This is a genomic window from Delftia sp. 11MD, assembly GCF_050907895.1.
Classification (GTDB): Bacteria; Pseudomonadota; Gammaproteobacteria; order Burkholderiales; family Burkholderiaceae_C; genus Comamonas; species Comamonas tsuruhatensis.
In genome coordinates, this window is sequence record NZ_CP194333.1 from 1,273,704 (window position 1) to 1,294,037 (window position 20,334).

Genomic DNA, 20,334 nt, shown 5'->3' on the forward strand with positions numbered 1-20,334 from the left:
GAAGCCCCTCAATGCCTGTGAATCTCTCCGCTCCCGTGCACGCCGACCTGTTGGCGATCAACGGCGTTCGCATCGGCGTCACCGAAGCCGGTGTGCGCAAGGCCAACCGCAAGGACCTGTCCGTGTTCCTGCTCGACGAGGGCGCTTCGGTGGCGGGTGTGTTCACGCAGAACCGTTTCTGCGCAGCGCCCGTGCAGGTCAGCCGCGAGCACTTGGCCCAGACGTCCGGCGCCATCCGTGCCATGGTCATCAACACAGGCAATGCCAATGCCGGCACCGGCGCTGACGGACTGGCGCGCGCGCGCCGCACCTGTGCGGATCTGGCTGCGCTGCTGCAGCTCAAGCCCGAGCAGATCCTGCCGTTCTCCACTGGCGTGATCATGGAAGAGCTGCCCGTGGATCGCATCGCCGCCGGCCTGCCAGCTGCCATCACAGCAGCCAAGGCCGACAACTGGGGCACGGCCGCCGAAGGCATCATGACCACCGACACCCTGCCCAAGGCCTTCAGCCGCGCCGTGGACATTGGCGGCAAGCGCGTGAGCATTACCGGCATCAGCAAGGGTGCAGGCATGATTCGCCCCAACATGGCGACCATGCTGGGCTTTCTGGCCACCGACGCCGCCATCGCACCTGAGCTGCTGCAGCCTCTGGTCAAGGAGCTGGCCGACGGATCTTTCAACCGCGTGACCATCGACGGCGACACGTCGACCAACGACTCCTTCGTGCTGGTCGCCACGCACAAGGCCGGCAATGCGCAGATCACTTCGCTGACCAGCGCCGAAGGCCTGGCCCTGAAGGCTGCATTGCTGGATGTGTCGCGCCTGCTGGCCCAGGCCATCGTGCGCGACGGCGAAGGCGCCACCAAGTTCATCACCGTCAAGGTGGAGGGCGGCAAGACCGAGGCTGAGTGCCGCCTCGTGGCCTATTCCATCGCGCATTCACCCCTGGTCAAGACGGCGTTCTTTGCCAGCGATCCGAACCTGGGCCGCATCCTTGCGGCGGTGGGCTATGCTAGCATCGACGATCTGGACCAGACCAAGATCGACCTGTACCTGAACGATGTGCATGTCGCAGTCAATGGCGGCCGCAACCCTGCCTATCAGGAGGAAGACGGCCAGCGCGTGATGAAGCAGCAGGAGATCATCGTGCGCGTGCTACTGGGCCGAGGGCAGGCCGAGCAGACCGTGTGGACCTGCGATCTGAGCCACGACTACGTGAGCATCAACGCCGACTACCGCTCCTGACTCTCCACCCACCGTGCCGCCGGCAGCCGCAGGCCTTGTGCCTGGCTGCTGCCAGCTTTCAATGGCGGCCGGCGCGCAAAAGCTCTGGCGTTGGCATGAGATCCATCTCGATTCCCGGGCATATCCAGCGTCGGTGGCCGTGAGATCCGTATTCGAGAGACATCCATGACATTGCCCACAGAAGCCGTCGCCGCCCCCTTGCTGCAACTCGTGCAGCGCGCCGAGCAGCTGATGCAGCGCATCGAGGCCATCCTGCCCCAGCCGCTGCAATCCCCCGCCGACTGGAGTGCCTCCATCGCCTGGCGCTATCGCAAGCGCGCCAACGGCTGCGGTTTGCTGGAGCCCGTGCGCCATGTCGGCGCCATGCAGCTGTCCGACCTGCAGAACATCGATGTGCAAAAGGACAAGATCGCGCGCAACACCGAGCAGTTCGTGACCGGCCGCACGGCCAACAACGTGCTGCTCACCGGCGCGCGCGGCACGGGCAAATCCTCGCTGATCCGTGCCTGCCTGCATGCTTTTGCTTCGCAGGGCCTGCGCCTGATCGAGGTGGACAAGGCCGATCTGACCGACCTGCCCGACATCGTCGATGTGGTGGCCGGCCGGCCCGAGAAGTTCATCATCTATTGCGACGATCTGAGCTTTGAGGAAGGCGAGCCTGGCTACAAGGCCATGAAGTCCATTCTGGATGGATCGGTCAGCGCCGCCAGCCCGAACGTGCTGGTCTATGCGACCAGCAATCGCCGCCACCTGCTGCCGGAGTACCAGTCCGAGAATCTGACCTACCAGCGCGGCGAGGATGGGGAGCTGCATCCCGGCGAGGTGATTGAGGAAAAGATCTCGCTGTCCGAGCGTTTCGGCCTGTGGGTGAGCTTCTACCCGTTCAGCCAGGACGAGTACCTGCGCGTGGTGGCACAGTGGCTGGAGGCCCTGGGCCTGGATCAGGCCACGATCGAGGCGGCACGCCCGGAGGCCCTGGTCTGGGCGCTGGAGCGCGGTTCACGCAGCGGTCGCGTGGCCCACCAGTTTGCGCGCGACTATGCGGGCCGTGCCGAGCGCCCGAGTCAGCGCCAGACCGGCATCGCCGATGTCCAGGGGTTGGCTGAAGAGGCTGAACTCTGAGCACCTGCTGCCTGGCCCTGGGCTGGGCAGACTTTTTTGCGAAAGATCAAGTGACTGAAAAAGAAATCTCCCCCAAGGCCCGCGCTGAGGCGGCCGAGTCGCAGGCGCCAGTGCGGCGCAAGCACACCGAAGTCGCCGTTGGCGTGCTGCTTCGCGAGTCCGATGGCGCGTTGCTGATCACCAGCCGTCCGCCGGGCAAGCCGTATGCAGGCTACTGGGAGTTTCCGGGCGGCAAGATCGAAGCCGGTGAGACCGTGGAGCAGGCCTTGCGCCGCGAGATGCAAGAGGAACTGGGCGTAGAGATCGCGGCCGCTGAAGTCTGGAAGGTGACCGAGCATGACTATCCGCATGCCCTGGTGCGCCTGCACTGGTGCAAGGTCACGCGCTGGAGCGGGGAGTTCGAGATGCGTGAAGGCCAGCAGATGGCCTGGCAGCAACTTCCGCTGCAGGTGCATCCGGTGCTGCCAGGTGCCTATCCGGTGCTGCAGTGGCTGAGCGAGGAACGCGGGCTGCCTTTCGATGCCGGGTTCTACGAGGCAGGCCAGCCGAAAGCCTGATCGGGCCTGATCAAGGCTCGGTGCGAGGATCGCCGAAGGGCGCATCCTCGGGCGGCATCGGTGCAGGCACGCGGAATTCCTCATTGGCCCATGCGCCCAGGTCGATCTGGCGGCAGCGTTCGCTGCAGAAGGGGCGGAAACGGTTGGCTGGTGCGAACAGGCTGGGGCCTGCACAGGTCGGGCAGCGCACCGTGGGGCCGGCAGAAGAGAGGCTGGCGGGCTGGGGGGCGGGGGCGCTCGAGGGCATGTCGGCCGTCTTGTCCATCAGCTGCAAAGCGTGACCTCGAACGAGGCATCTTCGCTGCAGGGTTGAGGCTTGGCGCCGTTCTCGGGGCGGAGCAGGCGCACCGAAACCAGTAGGCGGTTGCCGCTGATCTCCGGAACCAGATTCAACGACGGGTCTATGCGCAGGCGCAGCAGCTGAAAGCTGCGGCCGGGCGGCATGGCCTGCTGGAACACGCCTTTTTCGGCAGCCACCCATTGCGGCACGCCGGTTTCGCGCAGCAGCTTGAGCAGCAATTGCAGCGACTGACCCAGCGGGGTCAGGGTGCTGGCCCAGTCCTCCAGATCGCGCAGGCGTATCTGGGGATCATGGAACTGCCAGGCGTGATAGGCCGGAAGGTCGAAGCCGCAGGTGCCGCCGGGGATGCCGATGCGGCTGCGCACGGCCATCAGCCACTCGTTTTCAGTCAGGGTCTGGCCGGCCTTGCCGTTCTGGGCATTGAGCTGGGCAAAGCACTGCTCCACATGGCGTGAGACCTGGTCAAGCATGTGCTCGGCAATGTCGGGATTGCCGCGCAGGCTGTCGAGCAGGCTTTTGTGGCGCTCAAGGTCCTTGAGCACGTCCGTCTTCAGGTCGGTACGTGCCGCCACGTCCATGATCTCGAAGATGGTGACCAGCGCAAAATGGTGATCGATGGAATGAGCGCGCGACAGCAACTCGCTCAGGCGGCGATATAGCTGTTCCAACCGGAGGTAGGTCCTCAGGCGCTCATTGAAAGGATATTCGTACAGGATCACGCTTGCTGGGCTCCTCGGGGTGCACAGGAATCAGCTGTCTACGTCGTGCACATGCTGAATTACACGCACAGGCCAAGCCATGGCGTGCATCATAGCCCGAACCATGCAGAGATTCGATCGGTGCATGCGCGCAAAGCCTCTATCGTCATGGCCTCGTCGTTGTAGAGCACCCAGTCGGCGGCTGCCAGCCGTGCCGCACGTGTGGCCTGGGCCGAGATGATGGCCTGCACCGCCTCGCGTGGCAATCCGTTGCGCGCGATCACGCGAGCGATCTGCGTTTCGGTGCGGCAGTCAACGACCAGCACCGCATCAAGCATGGCAGGCCAGCGGCTGGACTCCACGAGCAAGGGAATGTCATGCACGATGAGTCGGCACCCAGCCACTGTGGCCTGCTCCACTTGCCGGGCCGTCTGCTGCGCCACGAGGGGATGGACGATGGCCTCCAGCTGCTGTCGTGCCGAGGGCTGCTGAAAGACCAGTTCGCGCATGCGCGTGCGGTCCAGGGCGCCGCTGGCATCAATCAGTTCGGGCCCGAAGACGCGCGCTATCTCGGGCAGAGCAGCACCTTCGGGGGCGGTGAGGCTGCGAGAGATCTGGTCGGCATCGATCACGGCCGCTCCGCGCAAGCCCAGTTGCGCTGCGACGGTGCTCTTGCCGCTGCCAATGCCGCCCGTCAGGCCCAGCCGAAACGGGCGTGCAAGCAAGGGCGGGGCGATGCTGGGGGCCATGCCGCAGTGTTGAATCAAAGGCCCAAGGCCGCCAATAGGGATTGCAGCATCTGCTGCGGTCCGAACACCATGGCTGCAAAGCCGGCGCCCGCCAGAAAGGGGCCGAAGGGAACATAGCCGCCCTCACGCAGGCGGCTGTTGATCTTCAACGCGATGCCCACGATGGCGCCAATCACCGACGAGATCAGGATGATGGGCACGAGTGCCTGCCAGCCGAACCAGGCGCCCAGCGCGGCAAACAGCTTGAAGTCGCCGTAGCCCATGCCTTCCTTGCCGGTGGCCAGCTTGAAGGCCCAGTAAACCAGCCACAGCGAGAGATAGCCCGCTGCAGCGCCCCATACCGCGTCGGCCAGAGGCACGGCGGTCCAGTGCAGCGCCGACGACAGCAGTCCGGCCCACAGCAAGGGCAGGGTGATGTCGTCGGGAAGCAGTGTGGTGTCCCAGTCGATCAATGCCAGGCTCAGCAAGGCCGCACTGAAAAGGCACCAGGCAGCGCCTGTGGGCGTGATGCCCCATTGCGCCGCACAGTAGGCAAACAGCGCGGCGCAGGCCAATTCCACCAGCGGATAGCGGATGCTGATCGACGCCTTGCATTCGGAGCACCGGCCTCGCAGCGCCAGATAACTGAGCACGGGAATATTCTCGTACCAGTGGATGGCATGGCCGCAATGCGGGCAGCGCGAGCGGGGGCGGCTCAGGCTCAGGGGCGCCTCGGCAGGCGGCGGCGCTGTGGCGGGCGATGGCGTGGCGGAGGATGAAGATTGCTCTTGCGCCCATTGGGCGCATTCCGCATTCCATTGCTGTTCCATCATGCGGGGCAGCCTATGCACCACCACGTTGAGAAAGCTGCCAACCAACAGGCCCAGCAGGCCGCCCAATGCAGCCTGCATCCAGAGTTCCAAAACCATCAGACCACCTGGCCCAGCTTGAAGATGGGCAGATACATCGAAACCACGATGCCGCCGATGAGGGTGCCCAGGAAAACAATGATGATGGGCTCCATCAGGCTGGACAGGCCAGCCACCATGTCATCGACCTCTTCTTCATAGAAATCGGCCGCCTTGCCCAGCATATGGTCGATGGAGCCGGATTCCTCGCCGATGGCGCACATCTGCAGCACCATGGACGGAAAGACATTGGCATTGGTCATGGCCACGGTGAGACTGGTGCCGGTGGAGACTTCCTGCTGGATCTTTTCCGTGGCATTGGCATACACGGCATTGCCGGATGCGCCGCCGACAGAATCCAGTGCCTCGACCAATGGGACGCCCGCGGCAAACATGGTCGACAGCGTGCGCGTCCAGCGTGCGACGCAGGATTTCTCGATCAGCACGCCAAAGACCGGCACCTTCAGCAGCGTACGGTCCATGAATTGCTGCATGCGCTCGTTGCGCTTCCAGGCCTGCATGAAGAAGTAGAGACCGCCGCCAATCACGCCGAAGATCAACCACCACCATTGGACAAAGACATCGCTGATGCCCATCACGAACAGCGTCGGTGCCGGCAGGTCGGCGCCGAACGAGGTGAACACTTCCTTGAAGGCCGGGATCACGAAGATCATGATGATGGTCACGACGATGAAGGCCACGACGATGACCGAGATCGGGTACATCAGCGCCGATTTGATCTTGGACTTGATGGCCTCGGTCTTCTCCATGTACGTGGCCAGGCGGTCCAGCAGGGCTTCCAGGATACCGGCCGCTTCGCCCGCCTCCACCAGATTGCAGTAGAGGCTATCGAAGTACATGGGGTGCTTGCGATAGGCCGCGTTCAGCGAGGTGCCGGTCTCCACGTCGGCGCGAATATCGGCCAGAAGGCGCGTCACGCTGGGGTTGGTGTTGCCCCGTCCGACAATGTCGAAGGCCTGAAGCAGCGGGACGCCCGCCTTCATCATCGTTGCCATCTGGCGGGTGAACAGCGCAATGTCCTTGGGCTTGATCCTCTTGCCGCCGCGTGTGCGGCGCTTCTTGATCTTGCTGGGCAGCACGCCCTGGCGGCGCAGCATGGCCTGGACCTGGTTGATGCCCCCGGCCCGGGTCTCGCCTCGGATGATCTTGCCGTTGCGATCCTTGCCTTCCCATTCGAAGACAAATTCCTTGATTCCCTTGGACGCGGCTGTGGCCATCGTGCTCCCTCGTTTGTTGTCTGCGCTGTCCGCGCTATTTACTCATTGGTGACTGCCAGCACTTCTTCGAGCGAGGTCAGTCCCTGTCTGGCCTTGTGCAAACCCGATCCACGCAGCGACCGCACGCCTTCGCGCTTGGCCTGTGCGGCGATCTCCAGTGCACTGCCGTCCTGCAGGATGATGCGCTGGATTTCCTCGCTGATAGGCATCACCTGATAGATGCCTACGCGGCCCTTGTAGCCGTTGTTGCATGCCGGACAGCCGACGGGCCTGTAGGTGACCCAGCTGCCGTCAATGTCCGCATCGTCGTAGCCTGCATCGATCAGGGCCTCCCGCGGAATGTCAGCCGGCTCCTTGCATTGAGGGCACAGGCGCCTGGCCAGGCGCTGGGCGGTGATCAGGATCACGCTCGATGCGATGTTGAAGGGCGCAATGCCCATGTTGCGCATGCGCGTCAACGTGGTCGGTGCGTCATTGGTGTGCAGGGTGGACAGCACCAAGTGGCCGGTTTGCGCTGCCTTGATCGAGATGTCGGCCGTTTCCAGATCGCGGATTTCACCGACCATGATGATGTCGGGATCCTGGCGCAGAAAAGCCTTGAGCGCAGTGGCAAAGGTGAGGCCGGCCTTTTCGTTCACATTGACCTGGTTGACGCCGGGCAGGTTGATTTCCGAAGGATCTTCCGCCGTGGCGATGTTCACGCCGGCCTTGTTCAGCAGGTTCAGGCAGGTGTACAGCGACACTGTCTTGCCCGAGCCGGTGGGGCCTGTGACCAGAATCATTCCGTAAGGGCGGCTGATGGCTTCAAGCAGGCGTGCCTTCTCCTCGGGTTCATAGCCCAGGGCGTCGATGCCCATCCTGGCCGAGCTCGGGTCCAGGATACGGATCACGATCTTCTCGCCGAAAAGCGTGGGCAGCGTGCTGACGCGAAAGTCGATGACGCGGTCCGGGCCGACCTTGAGCTTCATGCGCCCGTCCTGCGGGACACGCTTTTCCGAGATGTCCATGCGCGAGATCACCTTGATGCGCGAGGCCAGCTTCTCCTTGATGGCAATGGGCGGCGATGCAATTTCACGCAGCTCGCCGTCAATGCGAAAGCGCACGCGGTACTGGTGCTCGTAGGGTTCGAAATGCAAGTCCGACGCGCGCATGTTGAAGGCGTCGAGCAGCATTTTGTGCAGGAACTTGACGATGGGCGCATCTTCGACGTCTGCTGCGGCCGAGTTGTCCTTTTCCTCTGCAACCTCATCAGGCTTGAGGTCGCCGAACTCGAAGTCGCCGCTGCCGCCATAGCTGTCCATGGCCTCGCTGGCGCTTTTGTTCTGCTGCGCGATCAGTCGCTCCAGCTTGTCGGCTTCGACGATGATCCAGTCCACGCCCAACTGGGTGGTGAACTTGATCTGCTCGGCGGCTTCCTGCTGCGTCGGGTCGGCGGTGGCCACCGTGAGGCGGTTGCCGCGCTTGCTCAGAGGCAGGACGCGATATGTGCTGATGATCTTGGAGTCCAGCAGATCCTGCGGCAGGCGCATGGCGTCGACCGCATCAAGATCGAGCAGCGGCGCGCTGAACATGGTGGAAACCGTCTCCGCCACTTCCAGGGCAGAGAGGGTGCCGGCGACGCTCAGTTCTGCAATGAACGAGGTGCGATTGGTGGCGGCCTTGCCGGCAGCCGCTTCCGCTGCCTGTTGCGATACCTTGCCTGCTGAAATCAGGGCCCGCCCGATGCCGGGAAGCGATGCGACAGCGGATGCATTCTTGAGCGAGGAGTCAGCAACAGCCATGTAGCAAGACGTGTGAGAGGAAAGGACATTTATCCTATCATCACTGAGCACTTGGAATGCCAGACACACTGTTACACGCCTGGGTCTTGAACCTGGCGCAAGGGTGTGATGGAGATGGAATGACCAGATGGTCGGGGTGAGAGGATTCGAACCTCCGGCCTCTACGTCCCGAACGTAGCGCTCTACCAGGCTAAGCTACACCCCGTTGCTTTTGTAGAAAAAGCAAGCAGCCTGAATCAGGTGCGTCGCTCCAAAAGCTGAGACGCCAATTGTAGCAAACTTGCCGTATGCAAATTGCTTGGGAGCACATTTATTGCGTCGATGGCGCGGCGTGCCTCGGCATGTGCGGCCTCGCGTGCCACGTCCAGCGCACCTGTGCTGCGCACGATATCCACTACAGCGGTCAGTTGCTCGGTGGAGCCCTGTTCGATGGCGGCGCGCACGATGGCGGCCTGCTCAGGCGTGCCGCGTTGCATGGCGGCAATCAGGGGGAGGGTGCATTTGCCTTCGCGCAGGTCATCGCCCAGGTTCTTGCCCATTTCCTGGGCATCGCCTGCATAGTCGAGTACATCGTCAATGATCTGGAAGGCCGTGCCCAGCGCCTGGCCATAGCTGGCGCAGGCCTGCTCGATTTCGTGGGGCGCGTCGGCCAGCACGGCGCCCAGCTGGGCGCTGGCTTCGAACAACTGGGCGGTCTTGGAGCGGATGACGTGCAGGTAGCCGGCTTCATCCAGCGAGGCATCATGCGTGTTGATGAGTTGCTGGACCTCGCCCTCGGCGATCACGTTGGTGGCGTCCGAGAGGATCTTGAGCACACGCATGCTGCCGACTTCCACCATCATCTGGAAGGAGCGCGAGTGCAGGAAGTCGCCGACCAGCACGCTGGCCGGATTGCCGAAGGTCTCGTTGGCCGTCGGGCGGCCGCGACGCAGCGTGGATTCATCCACGACGTCGTCGTGCAGCAGGGTGGCCGTATGAATCAGTTCGACCACGGCAGCCAGGACATGCCTGTCCTTGCCTTCGTATCCCAATGCATTGCAGACCATGAGCAGCAGGGCGGGCCGCAGGCGCTTGCCGCCTGCAGCGATGATGTACTGGGAGATCTGGGCAATCAGCGGGACGGTGGTCGTCAGGCGCTGGGCAATCACATGATCCACCTCGCGCATGTCGTCAGTGATCAGGGCAAGCGGATTGGGGGTGGAGAGAGCTGTGGTCAAGGTACTGCGGGCGCCAAGTGGATCGTCAATTATAGGAAGAGCGACCCTGCCTGCGACCCGCTCTGGCGGTTGTTTGGGCGAAGGAGGGGAGCGCTTCATGCAAGGAATGTGAGTGCGTGCTAGAATCTCCGGCTTCCGTGGAAATTCGTTCGCGGAACTCTCAAATTCAAGAGGTTTAAATGTACGCAGTCATAAAAACCGGCGGCAAGCAGTATCGCGTTGCAGCTGGCGAAAAGATCAAGGTAGAACAGATTGCTGCGGACGTAGGCCAAGAAGTTGTGATCGATCAGGTTCTGGCAGTCGGCAACGGCGCTGAAATCAAGGTCGGCACACCTCTGGTGTCCGGTGCGTCTGTCAAGGCAACCGTGGTTGCTCACGGCAAGCACGACAAAGTGCACATCTTCAAGATGCGCCGTCGTAAGCATTATCAGAAGCGCCAAGGCCATCGCCAGCAGTTCACCGAGCTGCAGATCGTGGCGATCGCTGCTTAATCCAGGAGCTGAGTCATGGCACAGAAAAAAGGCGGCGGCTCTACGCGAAACGGGCGCGATTCCAAGCCCAAAATGCTCGGCGTGAAGGCTTTTGGTGGTGAGTTGATCACCGCCGGCTCGATCATCGTGCGCCAACGTGGCACCAAGTTCCACCCCGGCGACAACGTCGGCGTGGGCAAGGACCACACCCTGTACGCTCTGGTGGACGGCCACGTGTCGTTTGCTGTCAAGGGTGCACTGTCCAAGCACACGGTCAACGTGACGGCTGCCTAAGCTCTGTCACTTCGACGCTCGAAGCCCCGACCTGTCGGGGCTTTGTCGTTTCAGGAGGGCGGTGCATCGTGCGCTCGTCCCCTTTTCCGTCTCTGAGGTGTGGCCTGGGGCTGTCTGGTGCACACTGCTTTTTGTAAACTGGATGCCTCATGAAGTTCGTCGACGAAGCTTATATCGACATTGCTGCCGGTGATGGCGGCAATGGCTGCGTGTCATTCCGGCACGAAAAATACAAGGAATTCGGTGGTCCCGATGGAGGAGATGGCGGCCGTGGAGGCCATGTCTACGCGGTGGCCGACGTCAATCTCAACACCCTGGTGGACTACCGCTTCTCGCGTCGCCACGATGCCACGCGCGGCGAGCACGGCAAGGGCTCGGACATGTTCGGTGCCGCAGGCAACGACATCACGCTGCGCATGCCGGTTGGCACCATCATCAGCGATGCCGAAACCGGGGAGGTGCTCTACGAACTGTTGACGCCCGGCGAGGTGGTGACCATTGCCAAGGGCGGCGATGGCGGCTACGGCAACCTGCGCTTCAAGAGCGCCATCAACCGCGCGCCACGGCAAAAGACGCCTGGCTGGCCCGGTGAGCGCAAGAACCTCAAGCTGGAACTCAAGGTTCTGGCCGACGTGGGTCTGCTGGGCATGCCCAATGCGGGCAAATCCACTTTCATCGCCGCAGTCTCCAATGCGCGTCCCAAGATTGCCGACTATCCGTTCACCACGCTGCATCCCAATCTGGGCGTGGTTCGTGTTGCCGCCGAGCAAAGCTTTGTGGTGGCCGATATCCCCGGGCTGATCGAAGGCGCGTCGGAAGGTGCCGGCCTGGGCCACCAGTTCCTGCGTCACCTGCAGCGCACCCGATTGCTGCTGCATGTTGTGGACCTGGCGCCGTTCGATGACAGCGTGGATCCTGTGGCCCAGGCCAAGGCCATCGTGGGCGAACTGCAGAAGTACGATGCCGAGCTGTACAACAAGCCGCGCTGGCTGGTGCTCAACAAGCTGGACATGGTGCCGGCCGAGGAGCGCGCCGCACGCGTCAAGGACTTCGTCAAGCGCTTCAAGTGGAAGGGTCCGGTGTTCGAGATTTCCGCCCTGACGCGCGAAGGCTGCGAAGTGCTGATCCGCACCATCTACAAGCATGTGCATGAACAGCAGCAGATCGAGGCCGGTCCCAAGGAAATCGACCCACGCTTCGTCGAAGTCGAGGGTGATGGCGTGGATCTCACCGACCCGCGTTTTGCTCCCCGCGATTCCGAGTAAGAGCGGCCTGTCCCACCCATTGCCTTGATCACAACAGCGGCGGGGTCTGCCTCGGCCTGCGCTGCAAGAATCACTACCCATCCATGTCTTCCAACTTGTTGCGTGATGCCCATCGCATCGTGGTCAAGGTCGGCTCCAGCCTGGTGACCAATGAAGGTCGCGGTCTTGATGAGGCCGCGATCCAGGAATGGAGCCGCCAGCTGGCGGCCCTGGTGCGCGGGGATGAAAGCCATGGAGGCCGGCGGCGCGAGGTGATCATGGTCTCCAGCGGCGCGGTGGCCGAAGGCATGAAGCGTCTGGGCTGGATTGCACGGCCCAAGGAGATTCATGAACTGCAGGCCGCTGCGGCCGTGGGGCAGATGGGCCTGATACAGATGTACGAGTCCAAGTTGCGCGAACAGGGCATGGGCAGTGCGCAGGTGCTGCTCACGCATGCCGACCTCGCGGACCGCGAGCGCTATCTCAACGCGCGCAACACCTTGCTGACGCTGCTGGAGCTGGGCATCGTGCCGGTGATCAACGAGAACGACACCGTGGTCAACGACGAGATCAAGTTCGGTGACAACGATACCTTGGGCGCTTTGGTTGCCAATCTGATCGAGGCCGATGCCCTGGTCATCCTGACCGATCAGCGAGGCCTTTACAGCGCCGACCCGCGCAGCAATCCCGATGCGCGTTTCATCGATGTGGCCAATGCCGGCGACCCGGCGCTGGAGGAGATGGCCGGAGGCGCGGGCTCGTCCATTGGCAAGGGTGGGATGATCACCAAGATCCTCGCGGCCAAGCGCGCGGCGGGCTCGGGTGCTTCAACCGTCATCGCCTGGGGGCGTGAGCAGGACGTGCTGGTGCGTCTGGCGGCAGGCGAGTCCATCGGCACGCTGCTCCTGGCGCAGACGCACAAGAACCAGGCGCGCAAGCAGTGGATTGCAGACCATCTGCAACTGCGCGGCTCCGTGTCCGTGGATGCCGGCGCCGTGGCCAAGCTGCGCGACGAAGGCAAGAGCCTGCTGCCCATCGGCATGGTGAATGTGGATGGCGAGTTCGCCCGTGGCGATGTGATCGCGGTGCGCGATGCCCTGGGTATCGAGGTGGCGCGCGGGCTGGCCAACTATGCAAGTGCCGAGGCGCGGCTGCTGTGTCGCAAAAGCTCGGTGGAGATCGAGCGCCTGCTGGGCTATTCCGCAGGCCCGGAGATGGTGCACCGCGACAACATGGTGATTGCGGGGCACTGAGGCGCCAGACCCTCAAGGCCAAGAAAAAGCGCACCCTCGGGTGCGCTTTTGCGTATGGCTCTGGCCCGGTTTCAGGCCTTGCCTGGATCGGGTTGCAGGGCTTGCTGCCCCGACTGTGGATCAGGATCGAAACAGGCGCCAGGCGGCAACTCCATGCCGGGATTGACGCGAAAGCTGCCTGAGCGTGCTGGATGCAAACCCGGCGCAGTGTATGTCTCAGGACCCTGTTCATGGGCTTCCCTGGGGCGCATGCCGCTGCGCAGATAACGGTTGCGTTGCTGTTCGCCGCGCGGCAGGAACCGGGCCAGTTCGGTCAGGGCCATCTCATAGACGCCGCGCTTGAACTCCACCACCACGTCCAATGGCACCCAGTAGTCATTCCAGCGCCAGGCGTCGAATTCGGGGTGGTCGGTGGCACGCAGGTTCAAATCCCAGTCGTGACCCATGAGCTGCAGCAAATACCAGATCTGCTTCTGGCCTTTGTAGTGTCCGCGCGCATCGCGGCGGATGTACCGGTCTGGCACCTCGTAGCGCAACCAGTCCCGGGTGCGGGCGACCACGCGAACGTGGTTGGGCATCAACCCCACTTCCTCATGCAGTTCCCGGAACATGGCCTGTTCGGGTGTCTCCCCCCGGTCAATGCCGCCCTGTGGAAACTGCCAGCTGTGGGTGCGGATGCGTTTGCCCCAGAACACCTGGTTCTTTTGGTTGAGCAGGATGATGCCGACGTTCGGGCGAAATCCGTCCCGGTCAAGCATAATCGAACCCCAATTTTCTGAATTGTGTCCATTATGCACGGTGCCTTGCCAGCGGCAAGCACGCTGCCCCGATTCCCGCGAAGCCCCTGATCCATGAAAGCCTCCCAATTTTTCATCTCCACCCTCAAGGAAGCTCCGGCCGACGCCGAAGTGGTCAGCCACAAGCTCATGACGCGGGCCGGCCTGATCAAGAAGCTGGGTGCAGGCATCTACAACTACATGCCCATGGGGCTGCGGGTGATCCGCAAGGTCGAGGCCATCGTGCGCGAGGAAATGAACCGTGCCGGTGCCGTGGAGGTGACCATGCCCGTGGTCCAGCCTGCAGAGATGTGGGAGGAGACCGGCCGCTTCGAGAAGATGGGCCCCGAGCTGCTGCGCATCAAGGACCGCCATGGCCGCGACTTCGTGATCCAGCCCACCAGCGAAGAGGTGGTGACGGACATCGCGCGCCAGGAGCTCAAGAGCTACAAGCAGCTGCCCAAGAATTTCTACCAGATCCAGACCAAGTTCCGCGATGAGCGCCGCCCGCGCTTTGGCCTGATGCGTGGCCGCGAGTTCATCATGAAGGACGCCTATTCCTTCGACAAGGACCGTGATGCGGCCCAGGTCAGCTACCAGACCATGCGCGCGGCCTACAAGCGCATCTTCGACCGCTTCGGCCTGCAGTACCGTGCCGTGCGTGCAGACAGCGGTGCCATCGGCGGCGATCTGAGCGAGGAATTCCAGGTCATCGCTTCCACGGGCGAGGACGCCATCGTCTACTGCCCAAGCAGCGACTATGCCGCCAATATCGAAAAGGCCGAGGCCCTGGCGCCTGCGGGCCCCCGTCCCGCTGCGGCCCAGGCGATGACCAAGGTGGCGACGCCCGGCAACAGCACCTGTGAATCTGTCGCAGCCCAGCTGGGCCTGCCGCTGTCGCAGACGGTGAAGTCCCTGGTGCTGGCCACCGACAAGCTCGACGACAAGGGCGAGGTGGCAGGCAGCCAGATCTGGCTGCTGCTGCTGCGCGGTGATCATGAGATGAACGAGATCAAGGTGGCCAAGGTGCCGGGCCTGGACGTGGGCTTCCGCTTTGCCACTGTGGCCGAAATCGAGGAGCACTTCGGCTGCCAGCCCGGCTATCTGGGGCCCATCGGCCTGAAGAAGCCCGTGAAGCTGGTCGTTGACCGCGAGGTGGCCGTGATGGCCGACTGGGTTTGCGGCGCGAACGAGGCCGACTTCCACATCACCGGCGTGAACTTCGGCCGCGACCTGCCCGAGCCTGATGTGGTGGCCGACCTGCGCAACGTGGTGGCCGGCGACAAGTCTCCTGATGGTGCGGGCGAGCTGGCCATCGAGCGTGGCATCGAAGTGGGCCATGTGTTCTACCTGGGTACCAAGTACTCCCAGGCCATGAACGCCACCTTCCTGGCCGAGAATGGCAAGCCCTCGCTGTTTGAAATGGGCTGCTACGGCATTGGCGTGACGCGCCTGCCCGCTGCAGCCATCGAGCAGAACCATGACGAGCGCGGCATCATCTGGCCCGACGCGATTGCGCCCTTTACCGTGGTGGTCTGCCCCATCGGCATGGACCGCAGCGAACCCGTGAAGGAAGCTGCCGAGAAGCTGCATGCCGAGCTGCTGGCACTGGGTGTGGACGTGATCCTGGACGATCGTGGCGAACGTCCGGGCGCCATGTTTGCCGACTGGGAGCTGATTGGCGTGCCGCACCGCGTGGTGCTGTCCGACCGGGGCCTCAAGGAAGGACAGCTCGAGTACCAGCATCGCCGCGACACGGAAGCGACCAAGCTGGCCGCCGCCGATGTGCTGGGCCATCTCAAGCAAAGGCTGGGCCTGTGAGCCAGGCGCCCGTGGTGACGCGACGCGATTGCCTGCGCCTGGCGGCTTCGCTGGGCTCGGCACCGCTGCTCGGCGGGCTGGCCGCGCCCGCCTGGGCCGGTGGCCAGCTGGAGGAGCCGCTGGCCGATTCGGTGCGCACTGCGCTGAGTTCCGCCGTCACTGGATCGGCGCCGCCCGAGCTGCGCTTTGCCTCCACCGAGGCCCGGCTGGACTACCTTCGCTGGCTCACGGCCAGCAGCGAGCGCCTGCGTTCGCGCAAGCCGGAGCTGGCGACGAGGCTGGAGTTCCTGCAAACCGTCTGGTACGAGTCCAAGCGTGCCGGCCTGGAAGTCTCTCTGGTGATGGGGCTGGTGCAGGTGGAGAGCGCGTTCCGCAAGTTCGCCATCTCCAGCGTGGGTGCACGCGGCTACATGCAGATCATGCCGTTCTGGATGCGGCTGATCGGTGATGGAGACATCGGCAAGCTGTTTCACATGCAGACCAATCTGCGCTTTGGCTGCGTGATCCTGCGCCACTATCTGGACCGCGAAAAAGGCGATGCCTACATGGCGCTGGGCCGCTACAACGGCAGCCGGGGACAGCCCCAGTACCCGAATGCGGTGTTCGCTGCGCAGCGGCGCTGGGAGATAGAGCCCTCGCGCTCGGCTTGAGGGCCGCGCAGCGCCGCCGAGCGGCTTCGCGGCTGCTGTTCTGCGTTGTCCGTCAGGACGACGTCTCCGACGACATGCTGGATACCTTGGCCACGGCCGCTGCCGTGTCGCCGGCGTTGGGCGGCGCGGCCGGGCTGCTGGCGGACATGCGCGTGACCAGCACCTGGTCGATGCGGTAGCTGTCCACGTCCATGACCTCGAAACGGTAGCCGCCCCATTGCACGGTGTCGGTGCGCCTGGGAATGCGGCGCAGCATCACCATGAGGAAGCCGCCCAGGGTCTCGTAGTCCTCGGCGTGGGGCAGCTCGTCGAGTTCCAGGGCCTGCATCACATCCTCGACCGGCGTGACGCCGTCGATCAGCCAGGAGTTCTCGTCGCGGCGCAGGATCTGCTCCTCGTCGCCCGGGCTGACCAGGCCGCCCATCACCGTGCTCATCACGTCATTGAGCGTGACCACGCCGACCACCAGGCTGTATTCGTTGACGATGACGGCAAAGTCCTCATGCACCTGGCGAAACTGCTCCAGCACCTCGGCCAGCGTCAGGCGGTCCGGCACGACCAGCACCTTGTGGACCAGGGAGTCGTCCATAAGCGACAGGGGCTGGTTGTTCAGCGCGCGCTGGAACAGGTCCTTGGCATCGACATAGCCGACGATGTGGTCGATGTCGCCATCGCAGACGGGGTAGGTGGAAAAAGGTTCTTCGGCAATGCGGACCCGGATCAGTTCGTCGGGGTCGTCACGGTGGAAGTAGGCGATGCGGTCGCGCTGCGTCATGGCCGAGCCGATGGTGCGCGAGTCCAGCTCGAACAGGTTGGCGATCACCTGCTGCTCCTTCGCGGCCAGCACGCCGGCGCGCGCGCCAGCTTCGGTCATGGCCAGGATGTCTTCGTGCGTGATGCGGTCGTCGCGCACCGTGGGCAGGCCTAAGAGCTTGGCAACGGCGTCCGCCAGGTGGTTGAAGCACCAGACCAGGGGCTTGAGCACGGCCATGCACCAGAGCATGGGGCGCAGCACGCGGATGGCCAGGGCTTCGGGCTCGGCCATGCTCAGGCGCTTGGGCAGCAGGTCGGCAAAGAGGATGAACAGCGAGGTGACGGTGGCGAACGAGAGCAGAAAGCCCACGGTCTGTGCCCGGCTCTCGGGCAGCCAGAGCATGAGCAATTCGGCCAGATAGGGCGTCAATGCCCCTTCGCCCACCACGCCGCCCAGGATGGCGACGGCATTCAGCCCAATCTGCGTGACTGTGAAGTACTCGCCCGGCTGGGCCTGCATCTTCATGACCTGTTCGGCGCGTGGCTCCCCGTCCTCCGCCATCTGCCGAAGCCGCAGGCGCCGCGAGGCGGCCAGCGAGATCTCGGCCACGGAGAAGAAGGCACTGGTCAGTATCAGTGCGACGATCAACAGCAGACTTTGGGACAGACTCATAGGCAAGGCGGAGAAGCGGGCGCAGGCGCGGTTTTCCGGATGTGAAAGATGTGTCCATTCGACCACACATCACATGCCCCTGGCCTTGTGGCATGCCCGGGCAGTGCGCTGGCAGTCCGGCACGGGCGAAAAAAAGCCACCCAAGGGTGGCTTGATTCTGCGCAGCAGCGGGCGCAGGCGGGTTGCTGCGCGCGAGTCGCAAGCCTGCGAACTCAGGCCTTGGGTGCCAGCAGCTGCTGCAACTCGCCGGATTCGTACATCTCCATCATGATGTCCGAGCCGCCGATGAACTCGCCCTGCACGTAGAGCTGGGGGATCGTGGGCCAGTTGCTGTAGTCCTTGATGCCCTGGCGGATTTCCTGGTCCTCCAGCACGTTGACGGTGGAGATGTCCTTGGTCTCCACGCCGCAGGCCTTGAGAATCTGGATGGCGCGGCCCGAGAAACCGCACATGGGAAAGCTGGCGCTGCCCTTCATGAACAGCAGGATGTTGTTGCTTTTGACCAGTTGGTCGATGCGTTGCTGGGTGTCGCTCATCTGTGTGGTGCTCCGGGGTCGTGGTGGGCGCCGCAGGCGCGGCGGCATGGTTGGGATTATTTCACTCTCGGCGCGGACTTTGAAAGCATGCGGGAATGCTGCGCCCGGACCCGAGCTCAGGCTTGCGCTGTCCATTGCCCGCCCGTGCAGCGGGCGATGCCGCCCAGGTCGTGGCGGTGTTGCACGCTCTCAAAGCCGGCGCTGCGCAGCAGGGTGGCCACGGCATCGGCCTGGTCCCAGCCATGCTCGAGCAGCAGCCAGCCGCCGCTGGCCAGCAGCGCAGGCGCCTGCGCGACGATGGCGCGGATGTCGGACAGGCCATCGGCGCCGCTGGCCAGAGCCGACAGCGGCTCATGCTCCAACGCCAGCAAGTGCGGATCGTCGTCGCGGATATAGGGCGGATTGCTGACGATGAGGTTGAACGGCGCCTGGCCTGCCAGCGGCTCCAGCCAGCTGCCATGCGCAAACCGCACGCCCAGCTGCAGGCGCGTGGCATTGGCGCTGGCCACGGCCAGCGCGTCGGCACTGGCATCCACGGCCCACACGGTGGCGCCGGGGCGCTGGCTCTGCAGGGCCAGGGCAATCGCTCCGCTGCCGGTGCCCAGATCCGCCACACGGCATGCGGGGCCGCTCGGGGCCTGGGCGGGTATCAGCTCCAGCGCCCAGTCCACCAGGGTTTCGGTATCGGGGCGAGGGTCGAGCACGCGTGCGTCCACGGCCAGATCCAGCCCGTAGAACTCCTTGTGGCCCACCAGGTAGGCGACGGGCTCCCCGCTCAGTCGGCGTGTGCACAGCGCGGCATAGACGCCGGCCTGGGGCGCGGTCAGCGCGTCCCCGTCGTGGGTGAGCAGCCAGGCGCGGCCGCCGGCCTGGCGTCCGAGCACATGCAGCAGCAGCATTTGCGCGTCGATGCGCGCAAGCCCCTGGGCCTGGGAGTGCTGCAGAGCCTCTTTGATAGTGGGTAGGTTGGCCATGGCCCGCGCCTCAGCTGTTGACCTGCAGCTCGGCCAGCAGTTCGGCCTCGCGTGCGGCCTGCAGCGCGTCGAGCACGTCGCCCAGGTCGCCTTCCATCACGGCCAGCAGCTTGTAGATGGTGAGGTTGATGCGGTGGTCGGTGAGCCGGCCCTGGGGGAAGTTGTAGGTGCGGATGCGGTCGCTGCGGTCGCCGCTGCCGATCAGGCCCTTGCGCAGCGCGGCCTCCTTGGCCTCGCGCTCGCTGCGCTCCTTTTCCTGCAGGCGCGCCTGCAGCACCTGCAGGGCCTTGGCCTTGTTGCTGTGCTGGCTGCGGCCGTCCTGGCACTCGGCGACGATGCCCGTGGGCAGGTGGACCACGCGCACGGCCGAGTCGGTCTTGTTGATGTGCTGGCCTCCGGCGCCGCTGGCACGGAAGGTGTCGATGCGCAGGTCGGCCGGGTTGAGCGTGATGGCCTGGGTTTCGTCGGGCTCGGGCATGACGGCCACGGTGCAGGCACTGGTGTGGATGCGGCCCTGGGTCTCGGTGGCAGGCACGCGCTGCACGCGGTGGCCGCCGGATTCGAAGCGCAGGCGGCCATAGACGTCGGTGCCTTCCACGCGCAGCACCACTTCCTTGTAGCCGCCCAGCTCGCTTTCGTTGGCGCTCATGATCTCGACCTTCCAGCCCACGGCGTCGCAGTGGCGCGTGTACATGCGTGCCAGATCGCCTGCGAACAGGGCAGATTCATCGCCGCCCGTGCCTGCGCGGATTTCCAGGTAAGCGTTGCGCGCGTCGTCGGGGTCCTTGGGCAGGAGCAGGCGCTGCAGTTCATCTTCCAGCTGCACCAGCTCGATCTCTGCGCCGGAGATTTCCTCGCGCGCCATTTCCTCCATGTCGGGATCATCCAGCATGTCCCTGGCAGAGGCCAGATCGGCCTCGCGCTGGCGGTAGCGTGCATAGCGGCCGGCAATGGCCGTCACATCGGCATGCTCGCGCGAGATGGCACGGTACTGCTTCATGTCGCCCATGATGTCTTCGCGCGAGAGCAGGAAGTCGAGTTCTTCAAGGCGCTGGGCGTAGCGCTCCAGTTGTTGGCGCAGAAAGTCTTGCATGGT

21 protein-coding genes and 1 tRNA gene are annotated in these 20,334 nt (G+C 64.0%); 9 read left to right on the plus strand and 13 right to left on the minus strand.

Annotation, left to right across the window (positions count from 1 at the left end; all coding sequences use genetic code 11):
* Window positions 1-11: 11 nt before the first annotated feature.
* The 3 genes from argJ (at window position 12) to ACRSCF_RS05760 (ending at window position 2,923) form a co-directional block, all read left to right on the plus strand.
* A complete protein-coding gene (gene argJ / locus ACRSCF_RS05750; RefSeq protein WP_046986119.1) occupies window positions 12-1,244 on the plus strand; it encodes a bifunctional glutamate N-acetyltransferase/amino-acid acetyltransferase ArgJ in 1,233 nt (410 codons plus the stop codon).
* A gap of 165 nt (window positions 1,245-1,409) precedes the next feature.
* Entirely contained in the window at window positions 1,410-2,366 is a 957-nt protein-coding gene (locus ACRSCF_RS05755; RefSeq protein WP_046986120.1) for an ATP-binding protein, read from the plus strand.
* A 50-nt stretch (window positions 2,367-2,416) separates the two neighbouring features.
* Window positions 2,417-2,923: a (deoxy)nucleoside triphosphate pyrophosphohydrolase gene (locus ACRSCF_RS05760; protein WP_016445605.1), complete on the plus strand. Its 507-nt coding sequence runs from the start codon at window positions 2,417-2,419 to the stop codon at window positions 2,921-2,923.
* Window positions 2,924-2,933: 10 nt separating this feature from the next.
* Here ACRSCF_RS05760 and ACRSCF_RS05765 read toward each other — a convergent pair whose 3' ends face one another.
* The 8 genes from ACRSCF_RS05765 to ACRSCF_RS05800 form a co-directional block, all read right to left on the minus strand.
* Entirely contained in the window at window positions 2,934-3,188 is a 255-nt protein-coding gene (locus ACRSCF_RS05765; protein WP_016451023.1) for a DNA gyrase inhibitor YacG, read from the minus strand.
* Complete coding sequence (gene zapD / locus ACRSCF_RS05770) at window positions 3,188-3,943, minus strand: cell division protein ZapD (protein WP_016445607.1); 756 nt, start codon at window positions 3,941-3,943, stop codon at window positions 3,188-3,190. The genes ACRSCF_RS05765 and zapD overlap by 1 nt, the downstream gene beginning before the upstream one ends.
* A gap of 89 nt (window positions 3,944-4,032) precedes the next feature.
* A complete protein-coding gene (coaE, locus tag ACRSCF_RS05775; protein ID WP_250438418.1) occupies window positions 4,033-4,671 on the minus strand; it encodes a dephospho-CoA kinase in 639 nt (212 codons plus the stop codon).
* Window positions 4,672-4,685: 14 nt separating this feature from the next.
* Window positions 4,686-5,579: a prepilin peptidase gene (locus tag ACRSCF_RS05780; RefSeq protein WP_016445609.1), complete on the minus strand. Its 894-nt coding sequence runs from the start codon at window positions 5,577-5,579 to the stop codon at window positions 4,686-4,688.
* Window positions 5,579-6,796 (minus strand): type II secretion system F family protein, encoded by a 1,218-nt coding sequence (locus ACRSCF_RS05785; protein ID WP_016445610.1) that lies wholly within the window; start codon window positions 6,794-6,796, stop codon window positions 5,579-5,581. The genes ACRSCF_RS05780 and ACRSCF_RS05785 overlap by 1 nt, the downstream gene beginning before the upstream one ends.
* 38 nt (window positions 6,797-6,834) lie before the next feature.
* Complete coding sequence (pilB, locus tag ACRSCF_RS05790) at window positions 6,835-8,577, minus strand: type IV-A pilus assembly ATPase PilB (RefSeq protein ID WP_016445611.1); 1,743 nt, start codon at window positions 8,575-8,577, stop codon at window positions 6,835-6,837.
* A gap of 128 nt (window positions 8,578-8,705) precedes the next feature.
* Window positions 8,706-8,782, minus strand: a tRNA-Pro gene (locus tag ACRSCF_RS05795).
* Window positions 8,783-8,813: 31 nt separating this feature from the next.
* The gene (locus ACRSCF_RS05800) at window positions 8,814-9,743 is read right to left on the minus strand and encodes a polyprenyl synthetase family protein (RefSeq protein WP_432676076.1); all 930 of its coding nucleotides are present in this window, start codon (window positions 9,741-9,743) and stop codon (window positions 8,814-8,816) included.
* Between the two features lie 230 nt (window positions 9,744-9,973).
* Here ACRSCF_RS05800 and rplU point away from each other — a divergent pair, with 230 nt between their 5' ends.
* From rplU to proB, 4 genes are all read left to right on the plus strand, one after another.
* On the plus strand, window positions 9,974-10,285 hold the full coding sequence (gene rplU / locus ACRSCF_RS05805; protein WP_012207284.1) for a 50S ribosomal protein L21: 312 nt from the start codon (window positions 9,974-9,976) through the stop codon (window positions 10,283-10,285).
* Window positions 10,286-10,300: 15 nt separating this feature from the next.
* Window positions 10,301-10,558: a 50S ribosomal protein L27 gene (gene rpmA / locus ACRSCF_RS05810; protein WP_012207283.1), complete on the plus strand. Its 258-nt coding sequence runs from the start codon at window positions 10,301-10,303 to the stop codon at window positions 10,556-10,558.
* A 149-nt stretch (window positions 10,559-10,707) separates the two neighbouring features.
* The gene (cgtA, locus tag ACRSCF_RS05815; protein WP_016451026.1) at window positions 10,708-11,823 is read left to right on the plus strand and encodes an Obg family GTPase CgtA; all 1,116 of its coding nucleotides are present in this window, start codon (window positions 10,708-10,710) and stop codon (window positions 11,821-11,823) included.
* 83 nt (window positions 11,824-11,906) lie between these two features.
* Window positions 11,907-13,055, plus strand: a complete 1,149-nt coding sequence (gene proB / locus ACRSCF_RS05820) for a glutamate 5-kinase (RefSeq protein ID WP_016445651.1) — start codon at window positions 11,907-11,909, stop codon at window positions 13,053-13,055.
* Between the two features lie 71 nt (window positions 13,056-13,126).
* Here the strand turns inward: proB and ACRSCF_RS05825 are convergent, their stop codons facing one another.
* Complete coding sequence (locus tag ACRSCF_RS05825; protein ID WP_016445652.1) at window positions 13,127-13,813, minus strand: RNA pyrophosphohydrolase; 687 nt, start codon at window positions 13,811-13,813, stop codon at window positions 13,127-13,129.
* Between the two features lie 93 nt (window positions 13,814-13,906).
* Here ACRSCF_RS05825 and ACRSCF_RS05830 point away from each other — a divergent pair, with 93 nt between their 5' ends.
* Window positions 13,907-15,652 carry a proline--tRNA ligase gene (locus ACRSCF_RS05830; protein ID WP_034364041.1) on the plus strand — a complete coding sequence of 582 codons (1,746 nt, stop codon included), beginning with the start codon at window positions 13,907-13,909 and terminating at the stop codon, window positions 15,650-15,652.
* Window positions 15,649-16,302, plus strand: coding sequence for a lytic transglycosylase domain-containing protein (locus tag ACRSCF_RS05835; protein ID WP_016445654.1), 654 nt, complete (start codon window positions 15,649-15,651; stop codon window positions 16,300-16,302). Before ACRSCF_RS05830 ends, ACRSCF_RS05835 begins: the two co-directional genes overlap by 4 nt.
* A 52-nt stretch (window positions 16,303-16,354) precedes the next feature.
* On the opposite strand, the gene ACRSCF_RS05840 is transcribed toward ACRSCF_RS05835, so the two are convergent.
* From ACRSCF_RS05840 to prfA, 4 genes are all read right to left on the minus strand, one after another.
* The gene (locus tag ACRSCF_RS05840; protein ID WP_016445655.1) at window positions 16,355-17,728 is read right to left on the minus strand and encodes a hemolysin family protein; all 1,374 of its coding nucleotides are present in this window, start codon (window positions 17,726-17,728) and stop codon (window positions 16,355-16,357) included.
* 212 nt (window positions 17,729-17,940) lie between these two features.
* The gene (gene grxD / locus ACRSCF_RS05845) at window positions 17,941-18,264 is read right to left on the minus strand and encodes a Grx4 family monothiol glutaredoxin (RefSeq protein ID WP_012207276.1); all 324 of its coding nucleotides are present in this window, start codon (window positions 18,262-18,264) and stop codon (window positions 17,941-17,943) included.
* 116 nt (window positions 18,265-18,380) lie between these two features.
* Window positions 18,381-19,238: a peptide chain release factor N(5)-glutamine methyltransferase gene (prmC, locus tag ACRSCF_RS05850; protein WP_016445656.1), complete on the minus strand. Its 858-nt coding sequence runs from the start codon at window positions 19,236-19,238 to the stop codon at window positions 18,381-18,383.
* Window positions 19,239-19,248: 10 nt separating this feature from the next.
* On the minus strand, window positions 19,249-20,331 hold the full coding sequence (prfA, locus tag ACRSCF_RS05855) for a peptide chain release factor 1 (RefSeq protein ID WP_016445657.1): 1,083 nt from the start codon (window positions 20,329-20,331) through the stop codon (window positions 19,249-19,251).
* Window positions 20,332-20,334 lie beyond the last annotated feature (3 nt).

Excerpts from the sequence above, each read along its gene's own strand:
- argJ (WP_046986119.1), top strand. The coding sequence starts at position 12 with ATGCCTGTGAATCTCTCCGCTCCCGTGCACGCCGACCTGTTGGCGATC.
- ACRSCF_RS05755 (WP_046986120.1), top strand. The coding sequence starts at position 1,410 with ATGACATTGCCCACAGAAGCCGTCGCCGCCCCCTTGCTGCAACTCGTG.
- ACRSCF_RS05765 (WP_016451023.1), bottom strand. The coding sequence starts at position 3,188 with ATGGACAAGACGGCCGACATGCCCTCGAGCGCCCCCGCCCCCCAGCCC.
- coaE (WP_250438418.1), bottom strand. The coding sequence starts at position 4,671 with ATGGCCCCCAGCATCGCCCCGCCCTTGCTTGCACGCCCGTTTCGGCTG.
- ACRSCF_RS05780 (WP_016445609.1), bottom strand. The coding sequence starts at position 5,579 with ATGGTTTTGGAACTCTGGATGCAGGCTGCATTGGGCGGCCTGCTGGGC.
- ACRSCF_RS05785 (WP_016445610.1), bottom strand. The coding sequence starts at position 6,796 with ATGGCCACAGCCGCGTCCAAGGGAATCAAGGAATTTGTCTTCGAATGG.
- pilB (WP_016445611.1), bottom strand. The coding sequence starts at position 8,577 with ATGGCTGTTGCTGACTCCTCGCTCAAGAATGCATCCGCTGTCGCATCG.
- ACRSCF_RS05800 (WP_432676076.1), bottom strand. The coding sequence starts at position 9,743 with ATGCGCGAGGTGGATCATGTGATTGCCCAGCGCCTGACGACCACCGTC.
- rplU (WP_012207284.1), top strand. The coding sequence starts at position 9,974 with ATGTACGCAGTCATAAAAACCGGCGGCAAGCAGTATCGCGTTGCAGCT.
- rpmA (WP_012207283.1), top strand. The coding sequence starts at position 10,301 with ATGGCACAGAAAAAAGGCGGCGGCTCTACGCGAAACGGGCGCGATTCC.
- cgtA (WP_016451026.1), top strand. The coding sequence starts at position 10,708 with ATGAAGTTCGTCGACGAAGCTTATATCGACATTGCTGCCGGTGATGGC.
- proB (WP_016445651.1), top strand. The coding sequence starts at position 11,907 with ATGTCTTCCAACTTGTTGCGTGATGCCCATCGCATCGTGGTCAAGGTC.
- ACRSCF_RS05825 (WP_016445652.1), bottom strand. The coding sequence starts at position 13,813 with ATGCTTGACCGGGACGGATTTCGCCCGAACGTCGGCATCATCCTGCTC.
- ACRSCF_RS05830 (WP_034364041.1), top strand. The coding sequence starts at position 13,907 with ATGAAAGCCTCCCAATTTTTCATCTCCACCCTCAAGGAAGCTCCGGCC.
- ACRSCF_RS05840 (WP_016445655.1), bottom strand. The coding sequence starts at position 17,728 with ATGAGTCTGTCCCAAAGTCTGCTGTTGATCGTCGCACTGATACTGACC.
- grxD (WP_012207276.1), bottom strand. The coding sequence starts at position 18,264 with ATGAGCGACACCCAGCAACGCATCGACCAACTGGTCAAAAGCAACAAC.
- prmC (WP_016445656.1), bottom strand. The coding sequence starts at position 19,238 with ATGGCCAACCTACCCACTATCAAAGAGGCTCTGCAGCACTCCCAGGCC.
- prfA (WP_016445657.1), bottom strand. The coding sequence starts at position 20,331 with ATGCAAGACTTTCTGCGCCAACAACTGGAGCGCTACGCCCAGCGCCTT.